At 62.2% G+C, this 20,999-nt stretch carries 14 protein-coding genes; 8 read left to right on the forward strand and 6 right to left on the reverse strand.

Features of this window, described 5'->3' with window-relative positions; translation table 11 throughout:
* Position 1 precedes the first annotated feature (1 nt).
* The 7 genes from sbcD (at position 2) to AC0T4W_RS04550 (ending at position 11,288) form a co-directional block, all read left to right on the forward strand.
* Positions 2 to 1,222: an exonuclease subunit SbcD gene (sbcD, locus tag AC0T4W_RS04520; protein WP_476323456.1), complete on the forward strand. Its 1,221-nt coding sequence runs from the start codon at positions 2 to 4 to the stop codon at positions 1,220 to 1,222.
* Positions 1,219 to 4,653, forward strand: a complete 3,435-nt coding sequence (locus tag AC0T4W_RS04525) for an AAA family ATPase (RefSeq protein WP_476316699.1) — start codon at positions 1,219 to 1,221, stop codon at positions 4,651 to 4,653. The genes sbcD and AC0T4W_RS04525 overlap by 4 nt, the downstream gene beginning before the upstream one ends.
* Before the next feature lie 364 nt (positions 4,654 to 5,017).
* On the forward strand, positions 5,018 to 6,232 hold the full coding sequence (locus tag AC0T4W_RS04530; RefSeq protein WP_476316702.1) for an IS110 family RNA-guided transposase: 1,215 nt from the start codon (positions 5,018 to 5,020) through the stop codon (positions 6,230 to 6,232).
* 297 nt (positions 6,233 to 6,529) lie between these two features.
* Positions 6,530 to 7,303 (forward strand): substrate-binding periplasmic protein, encoded by a 774-nt coding sequence (locus AC0T4W_RS04535; RefSeq protein ID WP_476316705.1) that lies wholly within the window; start codon positions 6,530 to 6,532, stop codon positions 7,301 to 7,303.
* A 185-nt stretch (positions 7,304 to 7,488) separates the two neighbouring features.
* Entirely contained in the window at positions 7,489 to 9,009 is a 1,521-nt protein-coding gene (gene istA, locus AC0T4W_RS04540) for an IS21 family transposase (RefSeq protein WP_476315505.1), read from the forward strand.
* Between the two features lie 16 nt (positions 9,010 to 9,025).
* On the forward strand, positions 9,026 to 9,781 hold the full coding sequence (gene istB / locus AC0T4W_RS04545; RefSeq protein ID WP_476316371.1) for an IS21-like element helper ATPase IstB: 756 nt from the start codon (positions 9,026 to 9,028) through the stop codon (positions 9,779 to 9,781).
* A gap of 220 nt (positions 9,782 to 10,001) precedes the next feature.
* Positions 10,002 to 11,288 carry an ABC1 kinase family protein gene (locus AC0T4W_RS04550; protein WP_476316708.1) on the forward strand — a complete coding sequence of 429 codons (1,287 nt, stop codon included), beginning with the start codon at positions 10,002 to 10,004 and terminating at the stop codon, positions 11,286 to 11,288.
* On the opposite strand, the gene AC0T4W_RS04555 is transcribed toward AC0T4W_RS04550, so the two are convergent.
* Together AC0T4W_RS04555 and AC0T4W_RS04560 are read right to left on the reverse strand one after the other, a co-directional pair.
* Positions 11,285 to 12,427: an ABC transporter substrate-binding protein gene (locus AC0T4W_RS04555; RefSeq protein WP_476316711.1), complete on the reverse strand. Its 1,143-nt coding sequence runs from the start codon at positions 12,425 to 12,427 to the stop codon at positions 11,285 to 11,287. The two genes, AC0T4W_RS04550 and AC0T4W_RS04555, sit on opposite strands and share 4 nt — an antisense overlap.
* A gap of 129 nt (positions 12,428 to 12,556) precedes the next feature.
* On the reverse strand, positions 12,557 to 13,351 hold the full coding sequence (locus tag AC0T4W_RS04560) for a substrate-binding periplasmic protein (protein ID WP_476316714.1): 795 nt from the start codon (positions 13,349 to 13,351) through the stop codon (positions 12,557 to 12,559).
* A 173-nt stretch (positions 13,352 to 13,524) separates the two neighbouring features.
* On the opposite strand from AC0T4W_RS04560, the gene AC0T4W_RS04565 reads away from it, so the two are divergent.
* Positions 13,525 to 14,892 carry a choice-of-anchor I domain-containing protein gene (locus AC0T4W_RS04565; RefSeq protein ID WP_476316717.1) on the forward strand — a complete coding sequence of 456 codons (1,368 nt, stop codon included), beginning with the start codon at positions 13,525 to 13,527 and terminating at the stop codon, positions 14,890 to 14,892.
* A 152-nt stretch (positions 14,893 to 15,044) separates the two neighbouring features.
* On the opposite strand, the gene AC0T4W_RS04570 is transcribed toward AC0T4W_RS04565, so the two are convergent.
* The 4 genes from AC0T4W_RS04570 to pgi form a co-directional block, all read right to left on the reverse strand.
* On the reverse strand, positions 15,045 to 16,226 hold the full coding sequence (locus AC0T4W_RS04570; protein ID WP_476316720.1) for an acetyl-CoA C-acetyltransferase: 1,182 nt from the start codon (positions 16,224 to 16,226) through the stop codon (positions 15,045 to 15,047).
* 95 nt (positions 16,227 to 16,321) lie between these two features.
* Positions 16,322 to 17,200 (reverse strand): oxygenase MpaB family protein, encoded by an 879-nt coding sequence (locus AC0T4W_RS04575; protein ID WP_476316723.1) that lies wholly within the window; start codon positions 17,198 to 17,200, stop codon positions 16,322 to 16,324.
* A 99-nt stretch (positions 17,201 to 17,299) separates the two neighbouring features.
* On the reverse strand, positions 17,300 to 19,237 hold the full coding sequence (acs, locus tag AC0T4W_RS04580; protein WP_476316726.1) for an acetate--CoA ligase: 1,938 nt from the start codon (positions 19,235 to 19,237) through the stop codon (positions 17,300 to 17,302).
* 94 nt (positions 19,238 to 19,331) lie between these two features.
* Entirely contained in the window at positions 19,332 to 20,996 is a 1,665-nt protein-coding gene (gene pgi, locus AC0T4W_RS04585; protein WP_476316729.1) for a glucose-6-phosphate isomerase, read from the reverse strand.
* Positions 20,997 to 20,999 lie beyond the last annotated feature (3 nt).

Below are 20,999 nucleotides of genomic sequence, written 5' to 3' on the forward strand. Positions count from 1 at the left end.
CATGCGCATTCTGCACACCTCCGACTGGCACCTCGGCCAGCACTTTATGGGCAAGACTCGCCAGGCCGAGCACCAGGCCTTTTGCGCCTGGCTGATCGAGCAGGTGAGCGCGCATCAGGTGGATGCCGTGCTGATCGCCGGCGATATCTTCGACACCGGCGCGCCGCCCAGCTATGCCCGTGAGCAGTACAACCGCTTTATCGTCGAGCTGCGTGCGACCGGCTGCGAGCTGGTGGTGCTCGGCGGCAACCATGATTCGGTGGCCATGCTTGGCGAGAGCAAGACTCTGCTGGCGCAGCTCGGTACTCGGGTGATTCCCGGCGTCTGCGAACAGTTGGATGAGCAACTGCTGGTGCTGCATCGGCGTGACGGCTCGCCCGGAGCGATTCTTTGCGGCATCCCCTTTATTCGCCCGCGCGATGTATTGCTTAGCCAGGCCGGGCAAAGCGCCCAGGACAAACAACAGTCGCTGCAACAGGCGATCCAGCAGCACTATCAGGACCTCTACGCCCTGGCGGTCGCCAAACGCGATGCATTGGGCGGCGAGCTGCCGATTATCGCCACCGGCCATCTGACCACGGTCGGTGCCAGTGCCAGCGACTCGGTGCGCGAGATCTATGTCGGCAGCCTGGAGGCCTTCCCCACCAGCGCCTTTCCACCGGCGGCCTATATCGCCCTCGGGCATATTCACCGCCCGCAGAAGGTCGGTGGCCTGGAACATATCCGCTACTGCGGCTCGCCGATCCCGCTGAGTTTTGATGAAGCCAAGCAGCAGAAGGAAGTGCTGCTGGTGGACCTGGACAGCAGTGGCTTGTGCCAGATCACCGCCTTGCCGGTGCCGCGCTTTCAGCCACTGCTCTCGCTACGCGGTTCGCTAAAGGAGCTGGAAAGCGCCATTCAGGAGGCGGCTAAACAGGGCTGTGCCGAGCAGCCAGTGTGGCTGGAAGTGCTGGTCGGCACCGACGATTACTTGAGCGACCTGCAACTGCGGATTGCTGCGCTGTGCGAGGGCTTGCCGGTGGAGGTGCTGCGGATTCGCCGCGAGCGTGGCAATGCGGCAGCCAGCCTGCAGGGCCAGGCCAGGGAAACCCTGGATGAGCTAAGCGTGGAAGATGTTTTCGCCCAACGCCTAAGCAGCGAAAGCCTGGACGAAACCGAGCAGCAGCGCCTGCTGGGGCTGTATCAGCAAGTGGTAAGCGAGCTGCGCGAGGGCGAGGTATGAAGATCCTTAGCCTGCGTCTGAAGAACCTTAATTCGCTTAAAGGCGAGTGGAAGATCGACTTCACCGCAGAGCCGTTCAAAGACAACGGCCTGTTCGCCATCACCGGGCCCACGGGGGCGGGCAAGACCACGCTGTTGGACGCTATCTGCCTGGCGCTTTACCACCGCACGCCGCGTATGAACACGGTATCGGCCAGCGCCAATGAGCTGATGAGCCGGCATACCGCCGATTGCCTGGCCGAGGTCGAGTTTGAGGTCAAGGGTGTCGCTTACCGCGCCTTCTGGAGCCAGCGCCGTGCCCGCGATAAAGCCGATGGTGCGTTGCAGGCACCCAAGGTGGAACTGGCCGCTGCCGATGGCCAGATCATCACCGACAAGATCAACGAGAAGCTCCGTGAAACCGAGCGCCTCACGGGGCTGGATTTCGAGCGCTTTACCAAATCCATGCTGCTGGCCCAGGGCGGTTTTGCTGCCTTTCTTGAAGCCAATGCCAACCAGCGCGCCGAGCTGTTGGAAGAGCTGACCGGCACCGATATCTACGGGCAAATTTCCCAGCGGGTGTTCGAGCAGACCCGTGAGGTCAAGGCTGCCCTTGATCAGCTACGCGCCAAGGCCTCCGGCGTCGAACTGCTTAGCGAAGAACAACGCACCGAGCTGCAGGTGCAGGCCGAGCAGCTTGCTGTTGATGAAACCGCGCTCGGCGCACAACAGGCCGAGTTGCAGCGCCAGCGCCGCTGGTGTGAGGAGCTGAGCAAGACCCAGGCGCAATTGCATGCCAGCCAGCAGGCTGAGCAGGCCGCGCAGCATGAGTTGCAACTGGCCCAGCCGCAGCTGGCGCAACTGGCCGCCAGCGAGCCGGCCCTGCGTTTGCAGCCGCTGCACCACGACTGGCAGCAGGCCCGGCAGAATCTGGCGCAGACCGAACAGGGCTTGCAGCTTAATGCCGTCGAACAGCGCCAGGCTGAGCAGAGTATTGCCGAACACAGTTGGCAGGCCCGCGAGCTTAGCGCCGCGCTGCTTGCTGATTGCCAGGCACAGCGCCAGCAGCTGGCCGAGCGTCTGCAACAAGTGCAGCAGCAACTGGCCGCGCAGCCGCAACATGGGCACCTGGGCGAGCAGCTCGGTAGCTGGGGCGAGCAGCTAAAGGCACGCCAACAACTGACCGGGGAAATCGCTCAGCTGCAACTCAGTCAGCGGCAGCTGCAAGAAACTATCGAGTCCCTGCAGACGCAACTTAGCCAGCAAGCTGAACAAATCTGCACTGAACAGAACCTTCTGCAGCAGGCCCACGAGCAGGAAGGCGCCGCACAAAAGCAACATGCGGCATTGCTAGCCGGGCGCGGTGAGGCGGCTTTGCGTGAGCGTTGGCAGCAGCTGCATATCCAGGGCGGTCTGCTGACTCAGTTGGGCGAATTGGCAACAGCCCAACAGCGCCTAACGACCGAGCAAACCCAGCTGGCCAATACCCTGACGCTGTTACGCGAGCAGCATCAAGCCAAGGGCGCCGAAGTGGCGCAATTGCGCCTGAGCTACAAGGACCTGCAGCAACAGGTGCAGGCTCAGGAAAAGCTGCTGGAGCAGGAGCAGCGCATCCAGGCCCTGGAAACCCATCGCGCCCAGCTGCAACCCGGTGAGGCCTGCCCGCTGTGCGGCTCCGAATCGCACCCGGCGATCAGCGCCTACCAGGCCCTGGATGTCTCGGCGACCAAGGCGCTGCTCACCAGCAAACGTGCCGAGCTGGAGGCCCTGACCGAACAAGGCCGGCAACTGGCCGGCGAACTGGAAAAACTCGCCGCGCGCCTGGAGCAACAACAGCAGCAGTTTGAGCGCGGCCAGCAGGCCCAGGCCGAGCAGGGCGAGCGCTGGCAGGCGCTTAGCGCGCAGCTGGAAAACCCGCTGGTCGATGCCGCAGCCCTGACAAAACAGCAGGCGCTACAGGGCGCCGAGCTGCAGCAACTGCAACAGCAACTTGAGCAGCTGCAACAGCTCAACGTCAGCCTTGAACAGCGCCAGCAGGCGCGGCTAAATCTGCAGCAGCGCTGCAGCGAGCTGGAACAGCAGCAGGCGCTTAATCATCTGCAATTGCAGCAACGCCAGGAGCAGCGCGAGCAGGGCCAGTTACGTCTGCAGCAGTTGCAGGACCTTGCCCACCAACGCAGTGAAAGCCTGAGTCAAGCCCTGGCCTGCTTCGGCTATAAGCTGCCGAACGATGCCAGCACCTGGCTGGCCGAGCGCCAAACAGAGTGGCAGCGCTGGCAGCACAATCAGCAGCAAAGCCTGGATTTGCAGCGCCAGCTAAGCGAGCTGGACCACGGCCTGCAGGCTGCTGCGCAGCAGGCTCAACTCTGGCAGCAACGCTGGGCTGCGCTGGAGCTGGCCGATCAACCGGCTTTGGCTAAACCCGATGATGCCCAGGCAGCCTTGCAACAGGCGCAGGCTCAGCTGGAAGAGGCGCAGCGCCGTCAACAGCAGCTGGCCGGTAGCCGTCAGGCTTTGCTCAGCCGTTTGCAGGATGAGCAGGCGCGGCTGCAACAGACCGAACAGCAGTGGTCGGCCGCGCTCAGCGCCAGCCCTTTTAACGACGAATCCGCTTATCTGGCCGCCTTGCTGGATGAGGCGCAGCGCGCCGAGTTGCAGCAATTGCGTCAGCGCCTGGATAAAGCCCTGAGCGATGCCCAGGCCCTGGCCAGCGCCGCTGCGCAGCAACTGAGCGCGTTGCAGGCCAGCCCGGCAACCGCACTTAGCCTGGCGCAGCTGGATGAACAACTGCTCACCCTTAACACCCAGCTAAAAGCCCTGAGCGAACGCCAGGGCGAAATCCGCGCCCAGCTGCAGGGGGACGACGCGCGCAGGCAGGGTCAACAAAGCCTGTTTGCCGCGATCAGCACCCAGCAGGGTGAATACGATCTATGGCAGCAACTTAACAGCCTGATCGGCTCGGCCGATGGGGCCAAGTACCGCAAGTTCGCCCAGGGCCTGACCCTGGATCATCTGGTGTATCTGGCCAACCAGCAGCTCGAACGCCTGCACGGTCGCTACCAGTTGGCGCGGCGCAGCAGTGGTGAGCTGGAGCTGGAGGTGATCGACACCTGGCAGGCCGATGCGGCGCGCGATACCAAGACCCTGTCCGGCGGCGAGAGCTTTCTGGTCAGCCTGGCGTTGGCCCTGGCGCTGTCTGATCTGGTCAGCCACAAGACCAGCATCGACTCGCTGTTTCTCGATGAAGGCTTCGGCACATTGGATGGCGAAACCCTGGAAGTGGCTCTGGATGCCCTGGATAACCTCAACGCCAGCGGCAAGATGATTGGCGTGATCAGCCACGTCGAGGCGCTCAAGGAGCGCATCCCGGTGCAGCTGAAAGTGCACAAGGGTGTCGGCATGGGTTATAGCGGTCTGGATAAGCGTTATGCGATCACCGTACGGGGTAATTGATCTGCGCCTGCGTTGCTTTGGTCATGCCTATCTATACTGAGGCTTAGCGTGCAGGAAGCGCCCTCTAACAGGCCGTTGAAAAACTACCTGCGTTGGCAATACTGCGTTAACAGTCATGGCAGCCCCGCCACCCCTGATGATGAAAGAGAGCTATAGATAGGGAAGGTGGCGGTGAGAGGTCGCTAGTTTTTTTGGCGGAGACACCCCGTCGTTAACATGATCCAGCGAACTGACTCGTACCCCGGATTGCCTCTTTCGAGAGCGAACGCTAAATAGGCCGTTGGGGACTTGTTCCCTTCAGGCTCATTCAGTTCGATCACCGCCACCTTCCCGATCTTGAGTGTAGACAGCAGAGGGGTGGGGTATGGAATTGATTGCCCTTTATAAACGTGTGGTTGGACTGGATGTGCATCAGGCCCAGATCACTGCCTGCGCGGTGATTGAAGAGACGGATGGTCGCATCACAGTCGAGCACCGTCAGTTTGGCGCGTTCAAGCGTGATCGTCGGGCGCTGGCCGAGTGGGTAGCGGCTCTGCAGCCGGACGATGTGGTGATGGAGAGCACCGGCGTTTACTGGAAGAGCCCCTATGCGGCCCTGGAAGCGGTGGGTATCAGGGCCAAGGTGGTCAATGCTCGGCATGTCAAAAATGTACCTGGGCGCAAAACGGACATAGCCGATGCTCACTGGCTGGCGATCCTGGCGCGCGCTGGGCTCTTGCGTGGCTCGTTTGTGCCGCCGGCCAAGCTGCGCGAGTTGCGCCTGATTGCCAGGCAGCGGCAGAAGCTGGTCAGCCAGTTGGCCTCGGAGAAGAACCGCTTGCACAAGGTGTTGAGCGACAGCGGGGTGCGTCTCGGCGTCGTGGTGAGCGACCTGCATGGGCGTTCTGCGCGGGCCATGGTCAAGGCGATCATTGCGGGTCAGCCCGTACACGAAGTGCTCAAGTTCGCCACGCGCCGCCTGAAGGCCAGCCGTGAAGAGCTGTTCGAGGCGCTGCAAGGAGAACCGACGGCCAGCCACTGTTTTGTGCTCGACGAGTTGATGCAGCACATTGAAGAGCTTGAAGCGCGGATTTCCCGTTTCGAAGCCCGCCTGCTCAGCGAACTCGATAGCGAGCGCAATGCCCTGTCTCTTTTGCAGACCCTGCCCGGCGTTGACTTGATCGGCGCGGCGCTACTCATCGTTGAGATCGGCAGTGACATGGACGCCTTTGGTAGCGCTGATCGATTAGCCTCCTGGGTGGGCATCTGTCCAGGCAACAACGAGTCTGCAGGTAAACACAAACCTGGAAAGATACGTAAGGGCAATGCTCATGTGCGGCGGTTGTTATGCGAATTCTCGCACTCGGCCAGCCGCACTGCATCGGTATTCAAAACCAAGTTCCAGGCACTGGTGATTCGACGTGGCTACAAGCGCGCGATCATCGCCTTGGCTCACAAACTGCTACGTACCGTCTACTACATGCTCAAGCGGCGCGAACACTACCGGGACAGCGCCCTGGACTATGAAGCCTTGTCGGTCAAACGCAATTCAGCTCGCTGGCTCAGGGCACTGGAGAAGTTCGGCTACCTGCCGAGCTAAACCACCCCCGAGTGTTTTTTTGCTGGTGTCCGGCAGGTTCGCGCTCGTCTGTCAGATGGATTCTTTCACGCTAAAAACAGGCTCGGAAAGCCACTTGTGGCTAACGCGCTTTAGCGCGGCCCGAAGGGCGAGTGAAACGAGTAATGCTTATTTACACCAGTACACTCCGCTTCCTCGCCTGCTTGACCAGCCGGAGGCTGTTACTAACGTAGCGCCTTGCCTGCCTCGCCTACGTTTTTTCAACGGCCTGCTAAACCCGCCAGGAGCGGCGGTTATCATTGTTTCGGAGCATTTCACTTGGTCAAGATGCTGATCCGCCTGCTCTGCTGCTGCTGTTGCCTGGCTGCTGATGTGTACGCTGCGCCGCGTGAAGGCCAGGCGCTGATCCTGTGTTATGAAGATCAGGATTCCTACCCCTGGGTGATGACCGACGGCAGCGGGCTCAATCTGCAGCTGCTGCGCCTGGTCGCCGAGGCGCTGCCAGTGCAGTTCAGCTTTGTTGCCGTGCCCTGGAAACGCTGCCTGTCCGGGCTTGCTCAGGGCACGTATGACGGTGCCTTTGCCTCTAGTTTTAAGGAAGAGCGTTTGGTGCTTGGCCGTTACCCACAAGATGCCGATGGCCGGCTGGATGAACGCAAGCGCCTGCACACCTCGACCTATGCCCTGTACCGGCGTAAGGGCAGTTCGGTGAGTTGGAACGGCGAGGCGTTTCGCCAGTTACATGGGCGGGTAGGGTCTTTGAGCGGTTTCTCGATTGTCGATTTTATTCGCGCCCATGGTGCCGAGGTGGATGAAAGCAGCCGCGACCCTCTGTTGCTGTTGCGGATGCTTAGCCATAAACGCATCGAAGCTGTGGCGCTGCAGAGCCTGCGCGGTGATTTCGTGCTGCAGACTAATCCTGAACTGGCGGCGCGGGTGGAAAAGGTCAATCTGCCGCTGGAAGAGAAGGCTTACTACCTGATGTTGTCCAACGCTTATGTGGCAGCTGACCCAGAACTGGCGGTGCGTATCTGGGATGAAGTCGAGCGTCAGCGTGAGTCGATGGCCTATCAGCTGCGGATTCCGCGCTGACTCGGACACCCATTCCACGCACATCCGGACAGTGATTCCACGCTGATCCGGACACCCATTCCACGAGCATCCGGACACTGATTCCACAGCCATCCGGACACTTTCTGGCAGGCAGCTACGCAGGATTTATTCACTACCATTGGCCTCTTTTTCGAAGCAGAGAGGTCGTCGTGGAGCGTTTATCCATGCGTAAAATCCGTGAGGTGTTGCGCCTCAAGTTCGATTGCGGGCTGTCTGTCCGTAAGATCTCCCGCAGTCTGGGCATAGGTCACAGCAGTGCCGGTGATTACCTTTGCCGATTCACGGCCTGCGGCCTCTCCTGGCCGCTCCCTACTGAGTTGTCCGACGCCGAGCTGGAGCGGCGCCTGTTCCCGCCACCGCCGGAGATCCCCTCTGAGCAACGACCAACTCCCGACTGGGCCTGGGTGCATGCCGAGCTGCGCCGACCAGGCGTGACCCTGGCGCTGCTCTGGCAGGAGTATCGGCTGGGCCAGCCACAGGGCTTCCAGTACAGCTGGTTCTGCGAGCACTACCGGGCCTGGGCCGGCAAGGTCGATGTGGTGATGCGCCAGGAGCACCGCGTCGGCGAAAAGCTGTTCGTCGACTACGCAGGTCAGACGATGCCGGTGATCGACCGTCACAGCGGCGAGATCCGCCAGGCGCAGGTATTCGTCGCGGTACTCGGTGCCTCCAGCTACACCTTCGCCGAGGCCACCTGGTCGCAGCAGTTGCCGGACTGGCTGGGCTCCCATGCCCGTTGCTTCGCCTTCCTCGGCGGGGTGCCGGAGATCGTGGTGCCGGACAACCTGCGCAGTGCGGTGAGCAAGGCCCATCGCTACGAACCGGACATCAACCCCAGCTACCGCGACTTGGCCGAGCACTATGGCGTGGCGGTGGTGCCGGCGCGGGCGCGTAAGCCCCGCGACAAGGCCAAGGCCGAGGTCGGCGTGCAGGTGGTCGAGCGCTGGATCCTCGCCGCCTTGCGCCATCGCCAGTTCTTCTCCCTGGACGAGCTCAACACGGCCATCGCCGTGCTGCTGGAGCGGCTCAACCAACGGCCGTTCAAGAAGCTGCCGGGCTCCCGGCAGTCGGCCTTCGCCAGCCTGGATCGCCCGGCTCTGCGCCCGTTGCCGGAGCAGCCCTACGTCTATGCCGAGTGGAAGAAGGCGCGGGTGCATATCGACTACCACGTCGAGGTCGATGGGCATTACTACTCGGTGCCCTACCAGTTGGTGAAGAAGCAGCTGGAGGTGCGTCTGACGGCCCGCACCGTGGAGTGCTTCCACGCCAACCAGCGGGTGGCCAGCCACGTACGCTCCCTGCACAAAGGCCGGCACAGCACGCAGACCGAGCACATGCCCAAGAGCCATCGCGAGCATGCCGAGTGGACGCCTCAACGGCTGATCCGCTGGGCCGAGCAGACCGGCCCGAACACCGCCGGCGTAATCAGCCACATCCTCGAACGGCGCGTGCATCCGCAGCATGGCTACCGCGCTTGCCTGGGCATCCTGCGCCTGGGCAAGCACCACGGCGAAGAACGGCTGGAAGCCGCCTGCCAGCGCGCCCTAAGCCTCGGTGCCTGTAGCTACAAAAGCCTCGAATCGATTCTGCGCCAAGGCCTGGAAAACCTGCCGCTGGCTCAACAGAACCTACCCCTACTACCGGACGACCACGCCAACCTGCGCGGCCCCGGCTACTACCACTGAACAAAGGAATCCCACCATGCTGCCTCACCCGACCCTGGACAAGCTGCAAACCCTGCGCCTGCACGGCATGCTCAAAGCCCTCGCCGAGCAACTGAAAACACCCGACATCGACAGCCTGAGCTTCGAAGAACGCCTCGGCCTGTTGGTCGATCGCGAGCTGACCGAGCGCGACGACAAGCGCCTGAGCAACCGCCTACGCCAGGCCCGGCTCAAGCACAACGCCTGCCTCGAAGACATCGACTACCGCGCCCCGCGCGGGCTGGACAAGGCGCTGATCCTGCAACTGCGCAGCGGCCAGTGGCTGCGCGACGGCCTCAACCTGATCATCGGCGGCCCCACCGGCGTCGGCAAAACCTGGCTGGCCTGCGCCCTGGCCCACCAGGCCTGCCGGGACGGCTGCAGCGTGCGCTATCTGCGCCTGCCACGGCTGCTGGAAGAACTGGGCCTGGCACATGGCGACGGCCGCTTCGTCAAGCTGATGAGCAGCTACGCCAAGACCGACCTGCTGATCCTCGATGACTGGGGCCTGGCACCGTTCACCAACGAACAGCGCCGCGACATGCTGGAGCTGCTGGACGACCGCTACGGCCAACGCTCAACCATCGTGACCAGTCAGATGCCGGTGGACAACTGGCACGAACTGATCGGCGATCCGACCCTGGCCGACGCCATCCTCGACCGCCTGGTGCACAACGCCTACCGGATCAACCTGAAGGGAGAGTCGATGCGCAGGCGGGCGAAGAAATTGACGACGCCGGGCACCTCAGACTAACAATGCATATCCTGCGTCGCTGCGCTCCGACTGCCTGTCCGGATGACCGTGGAACAGGTGTCCGGATCAGCGTGGGCTGAGTGTCCGAATGGCGTGGAATCCGCACTATCAGCAACTGGTGTGGGAGTTTCTGGCACGTTCTCGGCCCTAAGCCTGTTAGTACTTGGTGCCTGCAAGCTGCAGGTGCATGATCGTGCTTCGCCTTAATGAGTATTGCCGCATGGCCAAGCCTCCTGCCGCTCCACCGTCTGCCTCCGCTCTGAGACGTTTTCTTACCTTGGCCGGTACTGCTACGCGCATTGGCGGTAGCGTGTTGGGACAGAAACTGCGACCAGGGCACAGCGGGATTGACTGGCAGCCGGTGGGCGATCTGCTCACGGCTGTGCTGGGCGAGATGAAAGGCCCGGTGCTCAAACTGGGACAAATGGCCTCGCAGTGGCAGGGTGTGCTGCCTGAACCGGTGGCCTTGGCGCTGGCCTCGCTGCAGAATCGCGTTCCGGCTTTGCCCTTCAGCGCCCTACGTGGGCATCTGCAGCAGGTGTATGGCGCGGACCTCGGGCAGTTCTTTCAGCACATCGACGAACACCCCTTTGCTGCTGCGTCACTTGGCCAGGTGCATCGCGCTATCGCGTCGGATGGCCGGGCGCTTGTGCTCAAGGTGCAATACCCGGGCATTGCCGAGATCTGCCAGGCGGATCTGCGTCAGCTGCGCCGCTTGCTGCCTTTGGGGCGATTGTTCCGTGCGCCGGCCGCGCAGCTGGAAGGCCTGTATCAGGAGCTGGCAGCGGTGATTGAGGCCGAGCTGGATTACCCGGCGGAGATGCGCCGTTTGCAGGACTTTCGCGCGCATTTTGCCGATTGGCCGGGCTTGCGTCTGCCGCAGCCGCAGGAAGACTTATGCCGCCCCGGCGTACTTGCGCTTAGCGAGGAAGCCGGTTTGCCGTTTGCCGAGGTCAGTCAGGCCAGTGCCGAGGTACGTGAGCGCCTGGCCCTGACCCTAGTGCGCTGGCTGAGTGCCCAGGCTTTTGAATTGGGCCTGCTGCATGCCGATCCGCATCCGGGCAATTTCGCCTACACCGCAGCCGGTGAGCTGGTGGTGTATGACTTCGGCTGCGTACAGGCGCTGTCCGCGCCGTTGCTGGCGGCCTATGTGCAAACCTACAAGGCGTTGCAGGCCCGCGACGGCGAGCAGCTGGAAAAGGCCTTCCAGGCGCTCGGCACGCGCCAGCCGCAATCCACCACGCCCTACGGCTTGTATCGTCAATTACATGGTTTGCTCGGGCCGCTGCTGCAACCCGGCGTGCACTGGGACTTTGCCGCCACGCCGTTGCATGAGCAGGTACAGCGGCTATTGCCCGATGTGATGGGCGCGTTGGGTAGCTTGCAACCGGCACCGGCCACCTTGCTGGTCAATCGAACGTTGGAAGGGCATTACTGGAACCTCAGTCGTCTTGGTGTGGCGCTACCGGTGGCTGACCTGTTGCAAGGGCAGCTGGCCGGGCGCTAGCGCATGGTGCTGACGGGTACGGCTTGGCCATTTTCGATACGGGTCAGGAATACCGCGCTGGAGCCCTGATGCTGGCTACGTGAGAACGCCACCTTAAAGCCGCCAAGGTCTGTGTCGAGGTGCTCCAGCGCATCAAGAAATGCCTCCCGAGTGGGCTGCGCGCCGGCCTTGCGCAGCGCCTGCGTAAACACCGCCGCGCCGATATAACTCTCCAGCGAAGCATGGTCAAAGTCGCCGGGTTGCATATCGGCCTGATAGGCGCGCACCAACGCGAGCGAGCTGTCGTGGGGAGAGGGCACTACCTGAGTGATATAGACCCCATCGCCGTCGCGGCCGACCTCGCGGATAAAACCTTCTGTACCGATAAAAGAGACCGTCATAAAACGCGTGTTAAAGCCCTGGGCTTGCGCCTGCTTGATTGCGGCGGCCAGTTGCCGGTAAGTGCCGACAAAGAACACCGCTTCCGGCTGGGTGCGCTGCAGCGCATTGATGGCTGCCGTCACGTCCAGCGAGTTGCGCTGGATGCGCGCCTGCGCATAAATCGTCAGGTCGCGTTTGAGCAGGGCGCCGTTGAGGCCGCCCTTGACCGACTCACCAAACGAGTCGTCCTGCATCAGGATGGCGATCTTGCTCAGCTTGAGGTCCTGGGTTACGCGCTCGACCAGATGCTCGGTTTCCTCGATATAGGAGGCGCGAATAGTGAACACCCCAGGTCTTGCCGGTGTGCGCAGAAACTCGGCGCCGGTAAAGGGGAACAGGTAAGGCACCTGCGCCCGCAAGGCTAATGGCACGGCTGCGCGTGAAGTCGGCGTGCCGACATAACCGAGCAGGGCGAACACCTGTTGGGTTTTCAGCAGGCTGCGTGTGTGCTCCGCGGTCTGGCTGGGCTCGTAGCCATCGTCCCTGCTGAGCAGATTGATACGCCGGCCATGCACTCCGCCTTCGGCATTGACGCGCTTGAAGTAGGCCTGGGCGCCATTGAGTATGCCCAAACCCAGAGCTGCAGCTGGGCCGCTCTGGGCGTTGACCATGCCGATACGCACTTCGTCTGCGCTCAGCCCTGGCTCCGCTGCGCTGGTTAAGCGGGTTATCAGCAGGCTGCTGATAACCAGGCCGCGCAGCAGCTGTCGAGAGGCCATCGATACGCTCCTCGTCATGACCGCAGGCCGTTGCAGGTCAAAGTCGTCCGTTTTCTCTTATTTTGGGTATGTATGCGTTGCATGAGATCCTCAAAGCACGGCAGCAAGCTGTGCATAAAAGACGGTTTTTTACTCGCCTGCCGGTGATGCCGATGGCTCGGGCTGGTACTTGCCTTGCTGTAGATCATCGAAATAACGCTGATAACGGCCACTGTCGCGATAGAGCTGCAGGCGTTTATTAAAGCGTTCGAGCAGCGCTGGGCTGCCTTGCAGACTTTTCGGCAGCATCAGATAACTGAGGTTGACCAGCAACGGTTTGGGGTGATGGGTGATCTTGGCTTGGTCTTGCGCGCTGAAGTGGCTGCGCAGTGCGGCGTAGCCCACGTTCATCTCCTGCGGGTAGAGCACCACACGCTCTCTGAGCAGCTTCTCTAGGTTTTGCTTGTCGTTGGAAACGCGTTCGATCTTCACCTTGTTCTCGGCGAGAAAGGCGTCGAACTGCGGGCCATAGCTGTATTCCAGGCCGCCGCCGAGGGTCATGCCGGTGAGGTCGTCAAAGGTCTGCCAGTCGAAGGGCAGGCTTTTCAGGTGAAAAAACACGAACTTTTCATCGAGCAGTGGCGCACTGAACAGAAAGTCTGCCTCGCGCTCGGCCTTGTGCATCCATACCGCAGTGCCATCAAAGCGGCCGGCGGCAGCGGCGGCATAGGCCCGTGGCCAGGGCAGAAACTGGAACGTGACGCGATAACCCTCATCGGCCAGCAGGTCGCTGATCAGGTGGGCAATTACCCCGTTATGTTTCAACTCAGTCGAGAGATAAGGCGGCCAGTCACCGACGCTGATCTTCAGTTCCGGCTGTTCGTTGGCTTGCGCGGACAGGCCCAGCAACAGGCAGAACGCGACGAACAGGTTTTTCCACTTCATTGATGCCCCTCAGTTGCAGTCTGGAAACTCGCTGTGCGTTTGGTCATGGCTCAGTAATACCACTGGGTAGGCGCAGATGAAACGCCATTAATACTTCATTAAAACGTCATCGCGCACATGAAGACTGCTGCGGATTTGTCCCATCCCCGTGTATTTGCATAAGGATAGTTGCTGTGCTGCGAATCCCTACACTTTGTGCGCTCTTTGCTCTGGCTCCATTGGCCTCGGCCCTTGAGCTTAAACCCTTGGCGCTGTATGAGAGCGGCTTTGCCGCCGGCACTGAAATTGTCAGCGCGCAGGCCTCAAGCATGCGCGTGATTGTTTCCAACAGCGCCGAAGGCTTGGTGGATGTGCTGCAACTGGACCCGGCCAAGGGCCTTAACCGCATTGTCCGGCATAAGCTGGTGGGCGAAGGCGCGGGGGAAATCACCTCGGCGATTTTCCACCCCAGCGCAGACCTGTTTGCTGTGTGCATCCGCAACAACGATGGCCTGAAAAACGGTCGGGTCGAGTTGCGTTCGGCGGCCGATGGCAAGCTACTTAACACCGTGGAAATTGGCATTTGGCCGGACAGCCTGGCGTTTTCGCCCAAAGGTGATTTCATCGTGGTGGCCAACGAAGGCGAAGGCTATGTGCGCGACGGCGAGGGTTTTCGTAGCGGTGAAGGCTCGATCAGCCTGATCGACCTGCGCGGCGGTGTAGCAGCGGCCAAGCACAGTTTGATCACACTGCCGGACCTGGCCGGTGTTGAGGGCGCTACCCAGGCTGAGCACAAGCGCCTGCTGGAGCGGGTGATCGACGGCGAAGAGCTGAAAGTGCCGTTCGGCACCAGCCCCGAGCATATCGAGCCGGAATACGTGATCTTCAGCCCGGACGGCGCGCGTGCCTACGTCAGCCTGCAGGAGAACAACGCCATTGCCGTGATCGATGTGCTGCAGGGAAAGCTGGACAAGGTATTTGGTGTGGGCACCGTGCGCCATGCGGCGGATATCGTTGATGACGGCAAGTATGAGCCAACCGCCGAGCTGTTCGCCCTGCGCGAGCCCGATGGCCTGGCCGTGAGCGCCGATGGCCGTTATCTGATCAGCGCCGATGAGGGCGATACCGACCCGAAAATCGCCAAGACCAAGGCTGGCCTGCCCAGCGGTGGCGGGCGCACGGTCAGTGTGTTTGACGCCATAAGTGGCAAGCTGCTCGGCGACACCGCCAGCCAGCTCGATGACATGGCGGCAAAGGCCGGCGTTTACCCGGATGCGCGCAGCCCCAACAAGGGCAGCGAGCCGGAAGGCGTGGTGAGTTTCGATGCCTTCGGCAAACGTCTGGCGGTGGCCACCCTGGAGCGTGCGGATTCGCTGGCGCTGATTGATCTAGATCAGCCGGAGCAACCCAAGGTGCTTCAGGTCGTCGGCGCTGGCGAAGGTGCAGGTTCCGGCAAGCTGGCGCCGGAAGGCTTGGCATATGTAGAGCACAACGGTCGGCATTTCCTGGTCACCGGCCTGGAGAAGAGCGGTAACGTCGCGCTGTTCGAGCTGGTCGATTAAGTCCTCGGAGCTTGGCGCGCTCAAGCGCGCCAAGCGTTGACGTTCACCGACATGCACTAAATGCATGCTTGTCCCGCCCAACGCGGCTAGCCCGGATTAGCCACAGCCTCGTAGGGACAAGGCTTCGTCATGGATACTTACGGTCTGCCTTATCAGCCGCGCTCAAGCGCCAAAGCCACACCCTGGCCGCCGCCGATGCACAGCGTGGCCAGACCTTTCTTGGCGTCGCGCTTGATCATCTCGTGCAGCAGCGTCACCAACACGCGGCTGCCGGAGCCGCCAATCGGATGGCCCAGGGCGATGGCGCCGCCGTTGACATTGACCTTGCTGGCATCCCATCCCAGTTCCTTGCCGACCGCCAAGGCTTGCGCAGCGAAGGCTTCGTTGGCTTCGATCAGATCCAGGTCAGCGATGCTCCAGTCTGCTTTGGCCAGGCAACGCTGGGTGGCGCTGACCGGGCCTATGCCCATGATCGCCGGGTCGACGCCAGCGTTGGCGTAGCTGGCGATCTTCGCCAGTACCGGCAGGCCGAGGGCTTGGGCTTTGGCGGCGCTCATCAGCAGCACGGCAGAAGCGCCGTCGTTAAGGCTGGAGGCGTTGCCTGCGGTGACACTGCCGTCCTTTTTGAACGCTGGCTTAAGTTTGCCTAACGATTCGGCTGTAGTGCCGGCGCGTGGCTGCTCGTCAGTGGCGAAGGCCACCGGCTCGCCCTTGCGCTGGGGAATCATTATCGGGGTGATTTCATCAACGAAGCGCCCGGCTTCGATGGCCGCCACGGCTTTCTGCTGCGAGGCGGCGGCGAAGGCGTCCTGTTCTTCACGAGAGATGTTGTATTTATCGACCAGGTTCTCGGCGGTGATGCCCATGTGGTAGTCGTTGAAGGCGTCCCACAGGCCATCGGTGATCATGGTGTCGACCAGCTTGGCGTGGCCCATGCGCAGGCCGGTGCGCGCGCCGGGCATCACGTAAGGGGCCAGGCTCATGTTTTCCATACCGCCGGCGATGATCACCTCTGCGTCGCCGCAGCGGATTGCCTGGGCGCCCAGGTGCAGGGCCTTAAGGCCCGAGCCGCAGACCTTGTTCAAGGTCAGCGCGGGCACGGCGTGGGGCAGGCCGGCGAGGATCACCGCCTGACGCGCCGGGTTCTGCCCGCTGCCTGCGGTGAGTACCTGGCCGAGGATCACTTCGTCGACCTGCGCGCCGTCCAGGCCGGTTTGTGCAAGCAACTGGCGGATTACCGCAGCGCCCAGTTCCGGTGCCGGGATATTCGCCAGTGAGCCCTGGAAGCTGCCGATGGCGGTGCGGGTGGCGGCAACGATGACGACGTCTTGCATAACGCGATCCTCACAAGTGACAGGCGCGGCAGGCCGCGAAAGGTCGCTATGGTGGCACAGCGGCTTTGTTTACGGCCAGCACGCGAACCGGTTGGTCAGCCGTGCGGTGGCAACTGCAAACGTTTGCGTGCGCGGTGGATGGCGCCGCCACGTACCGCCCAACGCAGCACGGGTGCCAGGCTGTTTACGCCGCTATGGATCACCCGGCTGCGCGCCGGGCTGATCTGCTGGCCGAGCATCAGCTGAGCCCAGTCCGGCAGCAGGTCGATACCGGCCTGCATCAACAGCTTGGCCGCCGGGGCGGCGAGGGCGCTGGGTGCCGGGGCGTTGAGGAGAATCCGGAGGATTTCCAGGGAGCGCTTATCGCAGAGCAGTTCAGGGCGTATTGCTGCCAGGTAAGCGGCCACTTCGGCCCGTGAGCGCGGCACTTGGTTGGCGCCCAGGCGTTCGGCGATCAGCGCAATTTCCGCGTAGTAGCGGTCCTGATCGGCCTCGCTCAGCTGTGGGTTGCGGTAACGCAGGTGGGCCTGGAGAAAGCTGTGCACCTCGGCCACATGCACCCAGGTCAGCAGCGCCGGGTCGCTGGCGGCATAAGCGCGGCCATCCGGGGCGATACCGGTGACCTTGAGGTGGATAGTCTTGACCTTGTCGATCAGCCAGTCGGCATCGGCGCGCGAACCGTAGGTGGTGCCGGAGATAAATTGCCCGGTGCGGCGCAGGCGGCCGAGCAGGTCATCACGAAAGTTAGAGTGGTCCCATACCCCGGCCAATGCCAGTGGATGCAAGGCTTGCAGCAGTAGGGCGCTGATGCCGCCGATCAGCATGCTGGTGAAATCGCCATGCACCTGCCAGCTCACCGAATCCGGACCGAACAGGCCGGGGTCGCCCTGGGGCTTTTCAAAGTCGATCTGGCCGAGGGCGACACCGCTTAGGCTAAGGACTTGGCTTTCGATACGGCGGCGAAGAAATTCCATAGGGGACTACGGCTCGGGTGAAGGGAGAGTTTGTAGGAGCCAGCTTGCTGGCGATCAGCGGCGGATCGCCAGCAAGCTGGCTCCTACATGGGCGTTGCGTCAGCGATTCAGGCGCTGCTCGATCAGCCCATCCACCACGCCGGGGTCGGCCAGAGTCGAGGTGTCGCCCATGTTGTCCAGCTCGTTGCAGGCGATCTTGCGCAGGATGCGCCGCATGATCTTGCCCGAGCGGGTTTTCGGCAGGCCGGGCGCCCACTGGATCAGCTCGGGCTTGGCGAAACCGCCGATCTCCTTGCCGACCAGGGTCAGCAGTTCTTTCTTCAGTGCGTCGTTGAGCTCTACACCGTTCATCGGCGTGACGAAGGCGTAGATGCCCTGGCCCTTGAGGTCATGGGGGTAGCCGACCACGGCGGCTTCGGCGACGGCATCGTGCAGAACCAAGGCGCTTTCCACCTCGGCGGTGCCGATACGGTGGCCGGAGACGTTGATCACATCGTCCACGCGTCCGGTGATCCAGTAGTAACCATCCTCGTCGCGGCGTGCGCCATCACCGCTGAAGTAGTAGCCAGGGTAGGGTTTGAGGTAGGTGTCGATCATCCGCTGATGGTCGCCGTAGACGCTGCGAATCTGGCTTGGCCAGCTGTCCTTGATCGCCAGTACGCCTGAGCCTGGGCCGTCGATTTCCTTGCCCTGTTCATCCAGCAGCACTGGCTGCACGCCGAAGAACGGCCGGGTCGCCGAGCCAGGTTTGAGGTCGGTGGCGCCGGGCAGCGGGGTGATCAGGATCGCCCCGGTTTCGGTCTGCCACCAGGTGTCGACGATTGGGCAGCGGCGGTCGCCGACCACATTGAAATACCATTCCCAGGCTTCCGGGTTGATCGGTTCGCCGACGCTGCCGAGCAGGCGCAGGCTGGTGCGCTCGGTGCATTCGACCGGGCCGGTGCCTTCACGCATCAGCGCACGCAGCGCGGTGGGCGCGGTGTAGAAGATATTCACCTGATGCTTGTCGATCACCTGCCAGAAGCGCGAAGCGTCCGGGTAGTTCGGCACGCCCTCGAACACCAGGCTGGTGGCACCATTGGCCAGCGGGCCGTAGACGATATAGCTGTGCCCGGTGACCCAGCCAACGTCGGCGGTGCACCAGTAGATATCGCCCTCGTGGTAGTCGAACACATACTTGTGGGTCATGGCCGCCATCAGCAGGTAGCCGCCGGTGCTATGCAGTACGCCTTTCGGCTTGCCCGTCGATCCCGAGGTATAGAGGATAAACAGCGGGTCTTCGGCGTCCATCGGCTCCGGCGGGCAATCGCCGTCGGCTTCGCGCAGGGCTTCGTGATACCAGATGTCGCGGCCTTCGACCCAGTCGATCTCACCCTGGGTGCGCTCGACCACCACCACCGTGGACACTGCCGGACAGCTCTGCAGGGCCTTGTCGACATTGGCCTTGAGCGCCACGTACTTGCCGCCGCGCACGCCCTCATCGGCGGTAATCACCGTGTGGCAGTCGGAGTCCAGAATGCGGTCGCGCAGGGCGTCCGGGGAGAAGCCGCCGAACACCACCGAATGCACCGCGCCGATACGGGTGCAGGCGAGCATGGCGTAGGTGGCCTCGGGGATCATCGGCATGTAGATGCACACCCGGTCGCCTTTTTTCACCCCACGGCTTTTCAGCACGTTGGCCAGGCGGCAGACATGGCTGTGCAGCTTGTTGTAGGTGATATTGGCCGATTCGCTGGGGTTGTCGCCCTCCCAAATCAGGGCGATCTGCTCGCCGCGCCATGCCAGGTGGCGGTCGATGCAGTTGTAGCTGACATTCAGTTGCCCGCCCTTAAACCAGCTGCCCAGGCCGCTGAGCAGGTCACCCTGCTGTACGCTGGTCCAGGGTTTGCTCCAGTCGAGGAAGGTCTTGGCCTGCTCGGCCCAGAAGATTTCCGGCTGCTCAATCGACTGCTGGTAAAGGCGCAGGTAGTCGTCGTTGTTCAGATGGGCGCGTTGGCGCACGGCATCGGGCACGGGATGGCGGGTGATCTCGAACATGGCGGGTCCTTGTTGTTGTGTTCCGCGATGCCGGTAAGGGTGAACCAAGCGGGTGCTTGGTTCAAGTGTTGGCTTTGTGCTCAGTCGCAGCGGATCAGCCGCGATGCCGCTCGCGGAAGTGCTGGATCAGCCCTTGGGTCGAGGCGTCGCTGGCAGGCGTGTCGAGCTGGCCGGTGAGGCGCTGGTAGACGCCCTGACCGAGCTCCTTGCCCAGCTCAACGCCCCACTGATCGAAGGCATTGATGCCCCAGATGGCGCTCTGCACAAACACCTTATGCTCATACAGCGCGACCAGCGCGCCGAGGCCGAACGGGTCGACGCGGTTGAGCGCAAGGATATTGCTCGGGCGGTTGCCGGGAATCATCTTGTGCGGCGCCAGGCGCTGCACTTCGGCTTCATCCAGACCTTTCGCGCGCAGTTCCGCCTCGGCTTCAGCGCGGGTTTTGCCGTGCATCAGCGCCTGGCTCTGCGACAGGCAGTTGGCGAACAGCCACTGGTGATGGTCGGCCAGCGGGCTGAAGCTGTTGACCGGCACGATAAAGTCCGCCGGGATCAGTTCGGTGCCCTGGTGCAACAACTGGTGATAAGCGTGCTGGCCGTTGCAGCCGACGCCGCCCCAGATCACCGGTCCGGTGCTGAAGCTTACGGGGCTGCCATCCTGGCGCACGCTCTTGCCGTTGGACTCCATATCCAGTTGCTGCAAATGCTTGGTGAAGTTACGCAGGTAATGGTCATAAGGCAGGATCGCCTGGCTTTTCGCGCCCCAGAAATTGCCATACCAGATGCCCAGCAGGGCCATCAGCACCGGCATGTTCTCGGCCAGTGGCGCCTGGGTGAAGTGCTGGTCCATGGCGTAGGCGCCGGCCAGCAGCTCTTTGAAGTTGGAGACGCCGATGGCCAGCGCAATCGGCAGACCGATGGCCGACCACAGCGAGTAACGCCCGCCGACCCAGTCCCACATGGGGAAGATGTTTTCTGCCTTGATGCCGAACTCGACGGCGGCCTTCTGGTTGCTGGTCACCGCAATAAAGTGTTTGTGCAGCTCGGCTTCCGGGCCGCCCAGGGCCAGGTACCAGTCGCGTGCGGCCAAGGCGTTTTTCAGGGTTTCCAGGGTGCCGAATGACTTCGAGGAAACAATAAACAGGGTGGTTTCGGGGTCTAGTCGTGTTGTCAGCTCGCGGAATTCGCTGCCATCGATATTGGCCAGGTAATGGCAGCGCACGCCACGCTGGGTGAAGGGCCTTAGCGCTTCGGAAACCAGTTGCGGGCCGAGAAACGAGCCGCCGATGCCGATATTCACCACTTCGGTGATCGGCTTGTCGCTGTAACCGCGCCACAGGCCGCTGTGTACGCGGCTGACCAATTCGGTCATCTGATGCAGCACGCGGTGTACTTGCGGGATCAGGTCGACGCCGTCGAGTTTCAGGCTGCGGCCAATCGGGCTGCGCAGGGCCGTGTGCAATGCCGCGCGACCCTCTGAAGCGTTGACCTGATCGCCGCTGAACAGAGACTGAATGGATTCCTGCAGCTGGCTCTGTTCGGCCAGCTGCACCAGCAGTGCCAGGGTCTTTTCGTCTATCAGGTTCTTCGAGTAATCCAGCAGCAGGCCGCAGCTGCTCAGGGAGAAGCGGTTAAAGCGTTGTGGATCGCTGGCAAAGGCCTCGCGCATGCTGAAGTCGTGCATCTGCTCGCGCTGCTCGCGCAGTGCCTGCCAGGCAGGCAGGCGGGTGACGTCATGCGGCTGTTGGTAATAGGCCATTGG

It is taken from the genome of Pseudomonas sp. C7.1 (genome assembly GCF_056312395.1).